11 protein-coding genes and 1 riboswitch are annotated in these 13,111 nt (G+C 36.4%); all 11 genes read left to right on the top strand.

Features of this window, described 5'->3' with window-relative positions:
- The first annotated feature begins 86 nt into the window (after positions 1-86).
- The 11 genes from E0W73_RS15910 (at position 87) to metH (ending at position 13,045) form a co-directional block, all read left to right on the top strand.
- The gene (locus tag E0W73_RS15910; RefSeq protein ID WP_135223031.1) at positions 87-1,331 is read left to right on the top strand and encodes a sulfate adenylyltransferase subunit 1; all 1,245 of its coding nucleotides are present in this window, start codon (positions 87-89) and stop codon (positions 1,329-1,331) included.
- Positions 1,332-1,408: 77 nt separating this feature from the next.
- Positions 1,409-3,499 (top strand): HEPN domain-containing protein, encoded by a 2,091-nt coding sequence (locus E0W73_RS15905; protein ID WP_135223030.1) that lies wholly within the window; start codon positions 1,409-1,411, stop codon positions 3,497-3,499.
- On the top strand, positions 3,492-4,265 hold the full coding sequence (cobA, locus tag E0W73_RS15900) for a uroporphyrinogen-III C-methyltransferase (RefSeq protein ID WP_135223029.1): 774 nt from the start codon (positions 3,492-3,494) through the stop codon (positions 4,263-4,265). Before E0W73_RS15905 ends, cobA begins: the two co-directional genes overlap by 8 nt.
- Positions 4,266-4,421: 156 nt before the next feature.
- Positions 4,422-5,006: a precorrin-2 dehydrogenase/sirohydrochlorin ferrochelatase family protein gene (locus E0W73_RS15895; RefSeq protein ID WP_135223028.1), complete on the top strand. Its 585-nt coding sequence runs from the start codon at positions 4,422-4,424 to the stop codon at positions 5,004-5,006.
- A gap of 251 nt (positions 5,007-5,257) precedes the next feature.
- Positions 5,258-6,310 carry an NAD(P)/FAD-dependent oxidoreductase gene (locus E0W73_RS15890; protein ID WP_135223027.1) on the top strand — a complete coding sequence of 351 codons (1,053 nt, stop codon included), beginning with the start codon at positions 5,258-5,260 and terminating at the stop codon, positions 6,308-6,310.
- A 368-nt stretch (positions 6,311-6,678) separates the two neighbouring features.
- On the top strand, positions 6,679-6,813 hold the full coding sequence (locus E0W73_RS21690; protein ID WP_262710913.1) for a hypothetical protein: 135 nt from the start codon (positions 6,679-6,681) through the stop codon (positions 6,811-6,813).
- Between the two features lie 370 nt (positions 6,814-7,183).
- A complete protein-coding gene (locus tag E0W73_RS15885) occupies positions 7,184-7,411 on the top strand; it encodes a hypothetical protein (protein ID WP_135223026.1) in 228 nt (75 codons plus the stop codon).
- A complete protein-coding gene (locus E0W73_RS15880; RefSeq protein ID WP_135223025.1) occupies positions 7,402-7,695 on the top strand; it encodes a type II toxin-antitoxin system RelE/ParE family toxin in 294 nt (97 codons plus the stop codon). The genes E0W73_RS15885 and E0W73_RS15880 overlap by 10 nt, the downstream gene beginning before the upstream one ends.
- 280 nt (positions 7,696-7,975) lie before the next feature.
- Positions 7,976-8,089, top strand: a riboswitch (SAM riboswitch).
- A gap of 302 nt (positions 8,090-8,391) precedes the next feature.
- Positions 8,392-9,396 carry a homocysteine S-methyltransferase family protein gene (locus tag E0W73_RS15875; RefSeq protein ID WP_135223024.1) on the top strand — a complete coding sequence of 335 codons (1,005 nt, stop codon included), beginning with the start codon at positions 8,392-8,394 and terminating at the stop codon, positions 9,394-9,396.
- A gap of 153 nt (positions 9,397-9,549) precedes the next feature.
- Entirely contained in the window at positions 9,550-10,155 is a 606-nt protein-coding gene (locus E0W73_RS15870) for a hypothetical protein (protein WP_135223023.1), read from the top strand.
- Positions 10,156-10,369: 214 nt separating this feature from the next.
- Complete coding sequence (gene metH, locus E0W73_RS15865) at positions 10,370-13,045, top strand: methionine synthase (RefSeq protein WP_135223022.1); 2,676 nt, start codon at positions 10,370-10,372, stop codon at positions 13,043-13,045.
- Positions 13,046-13,111: the final 66 nt, after the last annotated feature.

Here is a 13,111-nt window from a genome sequence, read left to right as displayed (position 1 = left end):
TTATGAGGACTAAAAAAGAAAAAAATATTTACTAATTAAAAATAAATCCAGCTCCCTCCCCTTTGGGGAGGGCTGGGGAGGGGCTTATGGACGTTTTAAAAATAGCAACAGCAGGAAGTGTAGATGACGGAAAAAGTACTTTGATCGGGAGATTATTGTACGATACAAAATCGTTGACAACTGATAAAATAGAAGCAATCGAAAAAAGCAGTAAACAAAAAGGATACGATTATTTAGATTTCTCTTTGGCAACTGACGGATTAGTAGCAGAAAGAGAACAAGGAATAACGATTGACGTTGCGCACATTTATTTTTCGACTGCAAAGAAAAGTTACATTATTGCCGATACTCCAGGACACGTGGAATATACAAGAAACATGGTTACAGGAGCTTCGACTTCTCAGGTTTCTATCATTTTGATTGATGCTAGAAAAGGAGTTATCGAGCAGACTTACCGTCACTTTTTCATCAATAATTTATTGAGAGTGAAAGAAGTAATCGTTGCCATTAACAAAATGGATTTAGTAGATTACTCAGAAGAAGTTTTCAATAAAATCAAAGCTGATTTTGAGGCATTAAATGCGAAAAGTACTTTCAAAGAGCAAAACGTAAGCTATATTCCGTTAAGTGCAATCAACGGTGGAAACGTGGTTGATAAATCGGAGAATATGCCTTGGTATAATGGTCAAACAGTTTTAGAACATTTAGAAGGATTGCATTCTCATGATGTTTACGAAGCAGGAAAAGCACGTTTCCCAGTTCAGACGGTTATTCGTCCAAAAACAGAAGAATACCACGATTTTAGAGGATACGCTGGAAAATTATACGGAAACTCAATTAAAGTTGGAGATGCTGTAACAGTTCTTCCTTCTTTAACAGAATCGACAATTACTAAAATTCACTTTTTCGATAAAACATTTGACGAAGCTACAGCAGGTTCTTCAATTACAATTGAATTAGAAAATGATATCAATGTAACGAGAGGTGATATGATTGTAAAATCAGATGAGCTTCCAAAAATTGAAAAAGATATTACGACAACAGTTTGCTGGATGGACAGTAAAAAACTGGTTGCAGGAACTAAATATTTGGTACAGCATAATACCAACAGAGTTTTAGCAAAAGTAGAAAGCATTAAAAATACTATTGCTACAGATTATTCAGGAACGACAGAAGCTTCGCAATTAGCAATCAACGAAATTGGGGAAGTTACAATCAAATTAAGCAAACCGTTATATTTTGATTCCTACAACGAAAACAAATCAAACGGAGCTTTCATCTTAATTGATACAGCAACAAACACAACAGCAGGAGTAGGATTCATTAGATAGTTTGTGGTTTTTAGTTGATAGTTCTTCTGTCAACAACCAACTATAAACAATCAACAACTAACTACAAACTAAGAGAAATGGAAAGTTTTAGAACAGAAATAGAAAATCCGGTAGTTCAGAAGGAGATTATCGAATTAGAAAAAAAGATTCACTTATTCCGTGGAGGAAAAATTGATGATGAGCGTTTTCGTAGTCTTCGTTTAGCACGTGGAATCTACGGTCAGCGTCAGGAAGGCGTTCAGATGATTCGTATCAAATTGCCTTATGGAAAAGTAACCAGCGAGCAATTAGTACGTATCACGCAAGTTTCAGACAAATATTCTACAGGACGTTTGCATATTACAACACGTCAGGATATTCAGATTCACTATGTAAGCTTAGACAGAACTCCTGAGCTTTGGGCAGATTTGGCTAAAGACGATATTACGCTTCGTGAAGCTTGTGGAAATACAGTAAGAAATATTACAGGAAGCGAATTGGCTGGAGTTGATGTAAACGAACCATTTGATGTTTCGCCTTATGCACACGGACTTTTTCAATACTTGTTAAGAAACCCAATTTGTCAGGAAATGGGACGTAAATTCAAAATTTCGTTCTCTTCTTCAGACGAAGATACCGCTTTGAGCTATTTACACGATTTAGGATTTATTCCGAAAATCAAAGACGGACAAAAAGGTTTCAAAATCATGTTTGGTGGAGGTTTAGGTTCTCAGCCAGCACATGCGGAATTGCTTTCGGAGTTTGTTCCCGTAAACGAAATTATTCCAACAGCAGAAGGAATCATTCGTATTTTCGACCGATACGGAGAACGTGCCAAAAGAATGAAAGCACGTATGAAATTCTTAATCAAGGAAATGGGGAAAGACGCTTTCCTTGATTTGGTTGAAAAAGAGAAAAAAGCCATCGCTTTTGAAACATACGAAATTGATACAACCGCTTTTGACGGACCAATTACAGAGCCGTTATTAGAAGTTCCGCAAGTTACAATCGAAGATACAGAAGCGTATGAAGCGTGGAAAAAATCGAATGTAATCAAGCAGAAACAAGACGGTTATTATGCTATCGGAATCAAAGTTTTATTAGGAGATTTTTATACGGATAAAGCAAGATTATTAGCCGATTTAATCAAGAATTACGGAGCAAATGAATTGCGTTTTTCATTGCGTCAAAATATTGTAATACGAAACATAAAAGAAGAGAATTTACCTTTCTTTTATCAAGAATTAGCCAAACTTGACTTTGTTCAATTAGGATATAATTCAGTTGGAGATATTACGGCATGTCCAGGAACCGATACTTGCAACTTGGGGATTGCAAGCAGTACTGGTATTGCCGAAGAATTAGAAAGAGTTTTAAAAACAGAATATCCTCAGTATTTAAACAACCGCGAAATCGAAATTAAAATTTCTGGCTGTATGAATGCCTGCGGACAGCACAATATGTCTGCAATTGGATTCCAGGGAATGTCTATCAACTCAGGAAAAGTAGTGGCTCCGGCTTTACAAGTTTTATTAGGTGGAGGAAGATTAGGAAACGGAGCAGGACGTTTTGCTGACAAAGTAATTAAAATTCCAAGCCGTAGAGGACCAGATGCTTTGCGTACCATCTTAAATGATTTTGATGCAAATGCAAACGGAGAAAAATTCCTAAACTATTACGACTTAAAAGGAGAAAAATATTTCTACGAAATCTTAAAACCTTTCGCAGACGTTACCAATTTGACAGAAGCTGATTTTGTGGATTGGGGTAACGCAGACAATTACGTAAAAGCAGTTGGAGTTGGAGAATGTGCCGGAGTGGTAATCGATTTAGTGGCGACATTATTGTTTGAGGCTAAAGAGAAATTGATTTTGGCTCAGGAATCTTTTGACGAGAAAAAATGGTCAGATGCGATTTACCATGCTTACGCAGGATTTGTAAACGGTGCAAAAGCATTGTTATTGGCAGAAAACCAAAAAACAAATCACCACGCAGGAATCGTAGACTTGTTTGATACTATTTTTATCGATACCAATAAAATCGAATTGAATTCAACTTTTAAAGACTTGGTTTACCAAATCAATAAAAATGAACCATCTGAAGCTTTCGCTAAAGATTACATTGCTCAGGCAGTAGTTTTCTTTGATAAAATCGAAACTTTCAGAGCACAGGAATTAGCAAATGCATAATATAAAACCCAAAATAACTTTAGTCGGTGCAGGTCCGGGCGACCCCGATTTACTGACGCTCAAAGCTGTAAAAGCATTGGCTGAAGCAAATGTGGTTTTATACGACGCTTTGGCCAACGAGGAAATTCTGGATTATGCACCCAAAAATGCCATTAGAATTTTTGTTGGAAAAAGAATCGGAAATCATGCCTACACACAGGAGCAAATCAATCAGTTGATTGTAGATAATGCGCTGACATACGGAAACGTGGTGAGATTAAAAGGTGGAGACCCGTTTATTTTTGGAAGAGGCGGAGAGGAAGTTGATTTTGCAGAAAGTTTCGGAATCGAAACCATTATGGTTCCGGGAATTTCATCAGTAGTTGCAGTTCCGGCAAGTCAGGGAATTTCGATTACAAAACGTGGAGTTTCAGAAAGCTTTTGGGCAATTACGGGAACAACTTCAGATAGAAAATTATCTTCAGATGTAGCTTTAGCGGCACAATCATCTGCAACCGTTGTGATTTTGATGGGAATGCACAAATTGCCTCAAATCATCGATTTGTTTCAGAAAGAAGATAAAGGAAATTTACCCGTTGCCATCATCCAAAACGGAACAACAGCAGAAGAAAAAGTGGGAGTTGGAACTGTAGATTCGATTTTAGAAGTTGTAAAACAAAAAGAATTAGGTTCTCCGGCAATTATTGTTTTAGGCGAAGTTGTCCGTGAAAGCAACAAGTTAAAAGGTTTTTACGAAGAATTTCTATCAAAAGAAATCGCAAGATAACTTTAGAATTTAACCATTAAGAGCATGAAGTTAATAAAGCGATGCTTAATCTTTCTTAATAATGGTAAAAATAAAATTAAGAAAAGCTCTTAATTTTTAAAAAGATATATTAAAGAACAAAAAGGTATAATTTTGTTTAGATGAAATTAAATTAAAATGGAACAAAACGAATTATATCCCATATTTCTAAAGCTTCACAATTTAAATGTCTTGATTGTAGGCGGAGGAAATGTAGGTCTGGAAAAGCTTTCTTTCTTGCTCAAGTCAAGTCCGAATGCAAATGTTGAGGTAGTGGCAAAAGAATTTCATTTAGAAATAAAAGTTCTGGCCGAAAAACATCCTTCGATAACATTGACAAGGTCGAAGTTCAAAAAGAAAATGCTTAAAAAACGTCACATGGTAATTGCCTGTACAGACGATTTGAAAGTCAATAAAAAGGTTTACGATTTAGCCAGAAAGCGTTATCTGATTTGCAATATAGCCGATACACCCGATTTATGCGATTATTATTTGGGCGGAATCGTAACAAAAGGAAATGTAAAAATCGCCATTTCAACAAATGGAAAATCACCAACAACAGCAAAAAGATTGCGTGAGTTTTTCGAAGAAGTAATTCCTGAAGATATCAATCAAATGGTTGAGAATCTGAATGAATATAGAAAAACGCTTAAAGGTAATTTTGAAGAAAAGGTTAAAAGAATGAATGAGATAACCGATTCATTGAAAAACAAGGAATTGTAAGAGTTCCGGAGGAACGTTTCATATTGTAGCGTCGGGTTTCAACCCGATGTACGCGTGATAATAACGTTGGATTTTAATCCGCGGTATACATGATAACAGCATTGGTTTTCAATCCAATGGTTTCGGAATTTTTAAATTAAAAAATAAAGAGTAAAAAAGTTTCGGAAAGAAATTAATGATAAAAATCATTGAAAGTACAAGGATTTATTCGTTTCTTTGCGTTATTAAGAATGATTATAAACAACAACATAATGATTAAAACAGATATACTTATAATTGGAGCAGGCCCAACAGGTTTATTTGCCGTTTTTGAGGCAGGATTGTTAAAATTAAAATGCCATATTTTAGATGCACTTCCACAACCAGGAGGACAACTTTCAGAGTTATATCCTAAAAAGCCTATCTATGATATTCCTGGATTCCCAGAAGTATTAGCCGGAGATTTAGTTGACGGATTAATGGAGCAAATCAAACAATTTGAGCCGGGATTTACTTTAGGAGAACGTGCCGAAACAGTTGAAAAGCAAGAAGACGGAACATTCATTGTAACCTCAAACAAAGGAACTAAATTCCACGCGCCGGTTATCGCAATCGCTGGAGGATTAGGAAGTTTCGAGCCTCGTAAACCACTTATCGAAGATATCGAGTTTTATGAAGATAAAGGAGTAAAATACTTCATCAAAAATCCTGAGAAATTCAGAGATAAAAGAGTTGTAATTGCAGGAGGAGGAGACTCAGCGTTAGACTGGTCAATTTTCTTGGCAAACGTAGCTTCAGAAGTAACTTTAATCCACAGAAGAAACGAATTCAGAGGAGCTTTAGATTCTGTAGAAAAAGTACAGGAATTAAAATCAGCAGGAAAAATCAAATTAATCACTCCTGCAGAAGTTGTTGGAATCAACGGTGCTGAGCACGTAGAGTCATTAGACATCGAAGAAAACGGAGCACACCGTAAAATCGAATGCGACTATTTCATTCCACTTTTCGGATTAACACCAAAATTAGGTCCAATTGGAGACTGGGGATTAGAAATCGAGAAAAATGCTATTAAAGTAAACAATGCATTAGATTACCAAACTAACATTCCGGGAATCTTCGCCATTGGAGACGTAAACACATATCCAGGAAAATTAAAGTTAATCCTTTGCGGTTTCCACGAAGCAACTTTAATGTGCCAAGCTGCTTACTCAATCATCAACCCAGGTAAAAAATGCGTATTGAAATATACAACAGTTTCTGGTGTAGACGGTTTCGACGGAACTCGTAAAGAGGCGCCGAAGGCAGTTGTGAAGGCGATAGTTTAATCTGAGGTGCTGAGGTTCTAAGGAACTGAGGTTCTAAGGTTTTTTATATAGAAAGCTCAAACTTTTAGTTTGGGCTTTTTTTTGTATAAAATTGTGCGTGATTTCAAACAGGAATTTCAATTTTTATTACTGATTATTCACATTTTAATAAATCAGAAAAATGTAATTAATTCCAATACTACGACTGCATTGTTGAAACATCTTCAATAAAAGCATCTTATAAGCTTAACATCTTAGCAACTTCAAGTTAATATTAATCCTTTAGAAGCTTAGTAGCTTTGTATTAAAAATAAAAAAAATGGTTTTCAGTATTTGAATAACCAGTATAAAATGTTAACTTTAAGAAAGTATTAAATAAATTATCTATTATGAACAATTGGAATGAAGAACAACTACTCGAAGAAAAGGCAAAAATTGACAATGAGATGAATATGACAGATAATGAATTTACGGATCATCAAGAAGTCATTGATACATTTCTAAAATGGGACAGAAGTTTTTAAACAAAGCATTTGATTTTCTGCCCTATACACTCTTTTTTTTGAGTGAAGAATTAGAAAGATAGAAAAGCTCAAACCATAGATGTTTGGGCTTTTTTTGTTCATCACGCAGAATCCCAGAGGGATGAAATGTTTTCGTTTTCATAGAGCTCCGTCGGAGCGAAATATATGTCGCTCCGTTGGAGCTTTTGCGTTGTGCTAATTGTTTTTCTATAAATATTATACTCCTCCGGAGCTGAACAATATATCAAAAAATGTATAAAACACAGGCTATATTTGAATAACAAGGGTCAATCTTTAAATGTAGCCCATTAGAACCTTGGCATCTCAGAACCTAAAAAAATCTTATCTTTGTTTATAAATTTTGATTATCATGAATTTAGAAGCTAGAAAATATCAGTTTATTCAGGAGTTGGTAAAGGTAGAAGACGAGCGTGTTTTAGAAAAACTTGAATTGGTTTTGAAAGCAAATCAAAGTGATTGGTTTAGTGAATTATCAGAATCAGAGAAAATCGAAATCCAGATTGGACTAGACCAAGCTGAAAAAGGAGAAGTTATAAGCCACGAAGATGTTATGAAAAGATTTTCGAAATGGCATTAAAATTTATATGGACAAAACAAGCCGTAAAAGGATTTAATAAAGTTGTTGATTATCTTGAAGCAAAATGGACACAAAAGGAAATTTTAAACTTAGAAAATAAAATCCAGCAAGTAATAAACCAAATCAATCTCAACCCAAATCAATTTCCAAAATCCGAGAGAAATACTTCTCTGCATAAAGCTATTGTAGACAAAAACAATTATTTGATTTACAGCATTGACAAAGAATCCAATATCATAACAATTATCAATTTTAGAGGAACCAAACAAAAGCCTAAACACTAAAAAGAATAAAGCTCAGCTTATTATAAAGTTTGAGCTTTATTTTTTAGAAGTCGAACATAGCCAGTGGTTTCAACCACTGAAACGCAACGAATAGACGCAACGAATAATCAATGGGAATGAAAACAATACGTTCCCTGTGGTTGAAACCACGCTATATTTGAAAAACAGAAGCTAAAAAAACCTTAGAACCTTAGCATCTTAGCCCCTCAGAACCTTAGAAAAAAACATTTGCAAATCGAAACCCTATTTCATACCTTTGCACTGTTCTTAAAATTATTGTCAGTTATCACGAAAGGCGGAGGGACAGACCCAATGAAACCTTAGCAACCCTTTACTATAAAGAAGGTGCTAAATTCTACTTTTTACATTTTCCAGTATTAAAGATAGATAACACAAATACATACAGTATTTCTCAAAACTTTTCCAGACAACATACAATATTTACAGAAGCAATTCAGTAGAAGGAGCGAATCATTGGCGCATTTTTGCAGTCAATAGTTCCCGCTTTCGCCTATATCTCTCCATTTCATTACGAGGATATCGGCTCAATCGGGGCTAATGAGCCAGCAATAGTGAGTTTTTTGGAATTAATGTGAATCAAAAATACGTATCCTAACAGGTTTCCAAAACCTGTTAGGTATGTTTTAATAATAGAATAAAAAACTTGGCGCCTTAGCGTCTTAGTGGCAAAACAACATGGCAATAACAATTCAAGAAGCAATAAAAAAAAATATCCTAATCCTTGACGGAGCAATGGGAACAATGTTGCAACGCTATAACTTCTCCGAAGAAGATTTCAGAGGAGAGCGTTTCAAAGATTTCCCACATCCGTTAAAAGGAAACAACGATTTACTATCCCTAACACAACCACAAGCGATTCGCGATGTACACGCCGCTTATTTTGAAGCAGGTGCTGACATCGTCGAAACTAATACCTTCTCAGGAACGACAATCGGTATGGCCGATTATCACATGGAAGATTTGGTTTACGAGTTAAACTACGAATCGGCAAAAATCGCAAGACAAGTTGCCGATGAGTTTACCGCAAAAAATCCCGAAAAACCACGTTTCGTAGCCGGTTCAATCGGACCGACAAACCGTACGGCAAGTATGTCGCCAGACGTAAACGACCCAGGTTACAGAGCCGTAACTTTCGATGATTTACGAATCGCTTACAAAGAACAAGCAGAAGCTTTAATGGATGGAGGTTGTGATTTGCTTTTAGTAGAAACGATTTTTGATACTTTAAATGCAAAAGCAGCACTTTTTGCCATCGAAGAAGTAAAAGAAGAACGCAATCTGGATATTCCAATCATGGTTTCAGGAACAATTACAGATGCTTCAGGAAGAACACTTTCAGGGCAGACAGTTGAAGCGTTTTTGATTTCGGTTTCGCATATTCCGTTATTAAGCGTAGGATTCAATTGCGCTCTTGGAGCCGATTTGTTGAAACCGTATTTGAAAACATTAGCGCACAACACCAGCTTTAATGTTTCAGCGCATCCAAATGCTGGATTACCAAACGCTTTCGGACAATATGACGAAACACCAGAACAGACACAAGCATTCATTAAAGAATATTTAGAAGATAATTTAATCAATATCATCGGTGGTTGTTGCGGAACAACTCCGGACCATATCCGATTAATGGCTGAGGTTGCGAAGGATCATAAACCAAGAGTGGCGCCAGTTTTTGAGTAACGTTTCCTGCAAGGTTTTCAAAACCTTGTAGGTATAATTTTGTTGAGGTATAAAATCAGAAACCTGTAAGTTTTTGAAAACCTTTTAGGCTATATGAGATAAAAATTCCCAAGGAACAATGCGTATAAAAGTTTCTAAAATTTTGAAAAATTAATGAAGATAGTATTTATAATAATTGGTGTAATAGTTTCAGCGATAATACTATTCGCGATTTACAGATTTATTGTTGTTAATATTCAAAATAAAAAATTAAATAAAGTCAGGTTTCAACGAATTGAACCAATTTATGAGAAGTTAAGAAATGGAAAAGAATTGACAAGAGAAGAAGTTTTGCCTTTTGCTTCTAATATATTGACAAGAGAATCAACTTATCAATTATTGTGGGAATATAAAAAGACAGAATTGTTTCCAGAATTTTATCATACAATTGAAAAAGGAGCGGAAAGTCACTTAGCAAATTGGCTTGAATTTCCAACCGAATTAGATGCTTGCCCTGATAAAATAGAACTTGAAGAAAAAGTTAGAATAGATTTCGATGGCAATAATGTGTTTTATTATGTATTTAAATTTTTAACTAATGAACCGCATTGGGCATCAAAAAATGGATGGATGTTTGGAGTGGTAGGTCCCTATTTTGATGATAGCCAGCCATATGATTCAGCAGGAGCTACTTTTAGTAGATTGACACCAAAAGAAAGTGGAATTTCTGTTGAGGATGAGGTAAAATGGGTTCATGAAAATATTTCAATGAGAAGATAATTTTTTATGAATCCAAGTTTGCGTGAGGGATAGAAGTGAAAAGCCCGCAGTCTCGTCTTTTGACGAGACGAGGACTTGTAACGGATAGCCCGATTCGCCGCGGCGAAACACGCCCAAAATATTAAAAAGATTACAGGTTTAAAGACCTAAAAAAATATAGAATAAAAAAACTCAGAATCTAAACATCTTAGAATCTCAGTAACTTAAAAAAAAAATGACAGAAAAAAGAAGAGACCTTGTATTATCAGGATTAGAACCGTTGATTATCACGCCGGAAAGTGTTTTCGTGAACGTTGGTGAGCGTACGAATGTAACGGGTTCAAGAAAATTCTTGAGACTAATCAAGGAAGAGAAATACGACGAGGCACTTGATATTGCAAGACAGCAGGTAGAAGGCGGAGCACAAATCATCGATATTAATATGGATGAAGGAATGCTTGACGGAGTTACGGCAATGACTAAATTTTTGAATTTAATTGCTGCAGAACCAGACATTTCGAGAGTGCCAATTATGATTGACAGTTCGAAATGGGAAATCATCGAAGCCGGTCTAAAAGTAGTACAAGGAAAAAGCGTTGTAAACTCGATTTCGTTAAAAGAAGGAGAAGAAGCGTTTATTCACCATGCCAAATTAATCAAACGTTACGGAGCTGCGGCGATTGTCATGGCTTTCGACGAAGTTGGCCAGGCGGATAATTACGATCGTCGTGTAGAAATTTGTGCGCGTTCGTATGATATTTTGGTAAACAAAGTTGGGTTTCCTCCACAGGATATTATTTTCGATTTGAATATTTTCCCAGTTGCAACGGGAATGGAAGAGCATAGATTGAACGCATTGGATTTCTTTAGAGGAACAAAATGGGTTCGTGAAAATTTGCCGCATGCACATATCAGCGGTGGTGTAAGTAACGTTTCGTTCTCATTTAGAGGAAATGATGTTGTTCGTGAAGCGATGCACTCAGTATTCTTATACCATGCGATTAAAAACGGAATGACAATGGGAATCGTAAACCCAGAAATGCTGACAATTTATGATGATATTCCGAAAGACTTATTAGAATACGTTGAAGACGTAATTTTAGATAGACGTGATGATGCAACCGAAAGACTTTTGGATTTTGCTGAAAGCGTAAAAGGCGAGGCAAAAAGCGATGAAAAAGCGGTTCAGGAATGGCGTTTTGGAACTGTTCAGGAGCGTATTACGCACTCGCTTGTGAAAGGAGTTGATACTTTTATTGAAGAAGATGTTGAAGAAGCACGTTTGGCAGCAACTAAACCAATCGAGGTTATTGAAATCAATTTGATGGCTGGAATGAATGTAGTTGGAGATTTATTCGGAAGCGGAAAAATGTTCCTACCACAGGTAGTAAAATCGGCTCGTGTAATGAAAAAAGCCGTGGCTTATTTATTGCCTTTTATCGAAGCCAGCAAACAAGCCGGAGACAAACAAGGAAACGGAAAAATCCTGATGGCAACTGTAAAAGGAGACGTTCACGATATTGGAAAAAACATTGTTTCGGTAGTTTTGGCTTGTAATAATTACGAGATTGTCGACTTAGGAGTAATGGTTCCTCCGGAAAAAATTATTTCTGCTGCAATTGAACACGAAGTGGATATCATCGGTTTAAGCGGACTGATCACGCCTTCGCTTGACGAAATGGTGTATCTGGCCAAAGAATTAGACAAACAAGATATTAAAATCCCGATTATGATTGGTGGAGCAACAACTTCGCGCGCCCATACCGCCGTGAAAATTGCACCGCAGTACAGAGAAACGGTAATTCACGTAAACGATGCTTCGAGGGCGGTTACGGTTGCTGGAAATCTGTTGGATCATAATAGAAAAATATATGCGGCAGGTATTCGTGCAGAATACGATTCGTTTAGAGAGACGTTCTTAAACCGTTCGAGAGACAAAAATTTCCTGACAATTGAAGATGCGCGTAAAAACAAATTACCATTGGATTGGAGCGAATATACTCCAGTTAAACCAAAAGTTATTGGTGCTCAAACCATCGAAGTAGAATTGGATGTTTTAGTTCCGTATATCGACTGGACACCGTTTTTTCAGACATGGGAATTGTACGGAAAATATCCGGCAATTTTAACGGATGAGGTTGTGGGTAAAGAAGCGACTTCTGTTTTTAACGATGCTCAGGCCATGCTGAAAGTAATTTTAGCAGAGAAAAAACTGAAGGCAAAAGGTATTTACGGAATTTTCCCTGCGAATCAGGTTGATGATGACGATATCGAATTGCGTGATGAAAATGGAAAAGTGTTAGAGAAGTTTTTGACTTTAAGACAACAATCACAAAAAACAAAAGGTGCTCCAAACATCGCTTTGGCCGATTTTATTTTGCCAAAAGAAAGTGGCGTAACCGATTATATGGGAGCTTTCTGCGTAACAACTGGTTTTGGTGTTGACGAATGGGCAGCGGAATATGAAAAGAATCTGGACGATTATAATTCGATTATGGTTAAAGCCCTTGCGGATCGTTTTGCTGAGGCTTTCGCCGAATATCTTCACGAGCGAGTGCGTAAAGATTTCTGGGGTTACGATTCAGAAGAATCATTAACTAATGAAGAATTGATTAAAGAGAATTATAAAGGAATTCGCCCTGCGCCAGGTTATCCGGCTTGTCCAGATCACTTGGAGAAACCAACAATATGGAAGCTTTTAGATGTTGAAAAACAAATTGGAGTAAAGCTGACGGAAAGTATGGCGATGTGGCCAGCTTCATCGGTTTCAGGATATTATTTCGGAAACCCGAAAAGCCGCTATTTCGGACTTGGAAAAATAAAAGAAGATCAGGTTACAGATTACGCCAAACGCCGAAATGTACCGCTGGATTACGCAATGAAATGGTTAAACCCTAATATAGCAGATTAATAAAAGTTATTTTGGTTTCAGGTTTCAGGTTTCAAGTTACACAGAGAACTTGAAACCTGGAACCTG

The sequence above is a fragment of the Flavobacterium foetidum genome, from assembly GCF_004634245.1.
Lineage (GTDB): Bacteria > Bacteroidota > Bacteroidia > Flavobacteriales > Flavobacteriaceae > Flavobacterium > Flavobacterium foetidum.
The sequence above is the reverse complement of the archived record's forward strand: the minus strand, read 5'-3'. Positions and strand labels throughout refer to the sequence as shown.

What these genes read in the sequence shown, in the direction of transcription:
- E0W73_RS15880 (WP_135223025.1), top strand. Translation starts at nt 7,402, where the DNA reads ATGGCATTAAAATTTATATGGACAAAACAAGCCGTAAAAGGATTTAAT.
- E0W73_RS15870 (WP_135223023.1), top strand. Translation starts at nt 9,550, where the DNA reads ATGAAGATAGTATTTATAATAATTGGTGTAATAGTTTCAGCGATAATA.
- metH (WP_135223022.1), top strand. Translation starts at nt 10,370, where the DNA reads ATGACAGAAAAAAGAAGAGACCTTGTATTATCAGGATTAGAACCGTTG.
- E0W73_RS15910 (WP_135223031.1), top strand. Translation starts at nt 87, where the DNA reads ATGGACGTTTTAAAAATAGCAACAGCAGGAAGTGTAGATGACGGAAAA.
- E0W73_RS15885 (WP_135223026.1), top strand. Translation starts at nt 7,184, where the DNA reads ATGAATTTAGAAGCTAGAAAATATCAGTTTATTCAGGAGTTGGTAAAG.
- E0W73_RS15875 (WP_135223024.1), top strand. Translation starts at nt 8,392, where the DNA reads ATGGCAATAACAATTCAAGAAGCAATAAAAAAAAATATCCTAATCCTT.
- E0W73_RS15895 (WP_135223028.1), top strand. Translation starts at nt 4,422, where the DNA reads ATGGAACAAAACGAATTATATCCCATATTTCTAAAGCTTCACAATTTA.
- E0W73_RS21690 (WP_262710913.1), top strand. Translation starts at nt 6,679, where the DNA reads ATGAACAATTGGAATGAAGAACAACTACTCGAAGAAAAGGCAAAAATT.
- E0W73_RS15905 (WP_135223030.1), top strand. Translation starts at nt 1,409, where the DNA reads ATGGAAAGTTTTAGAACAGAAATAGAAAATCCGGTAGTTCAGAAGGAG.
- E0W73_RS15890 (WP_135223027.1), top strand. Translation starts at nt 5,258, where the DNA reads ATGATTAAAACAGATATACTTATAATTGGAGCAGGCCCAACAGGTTTA.
- cobA (WP_135223029.1), top strand. Translation starts at nt 3,492, where the DNA reads ATGCATAATATAAAACCCAAAATAACTTTAGTCGGTGCAGGTCCGGGC.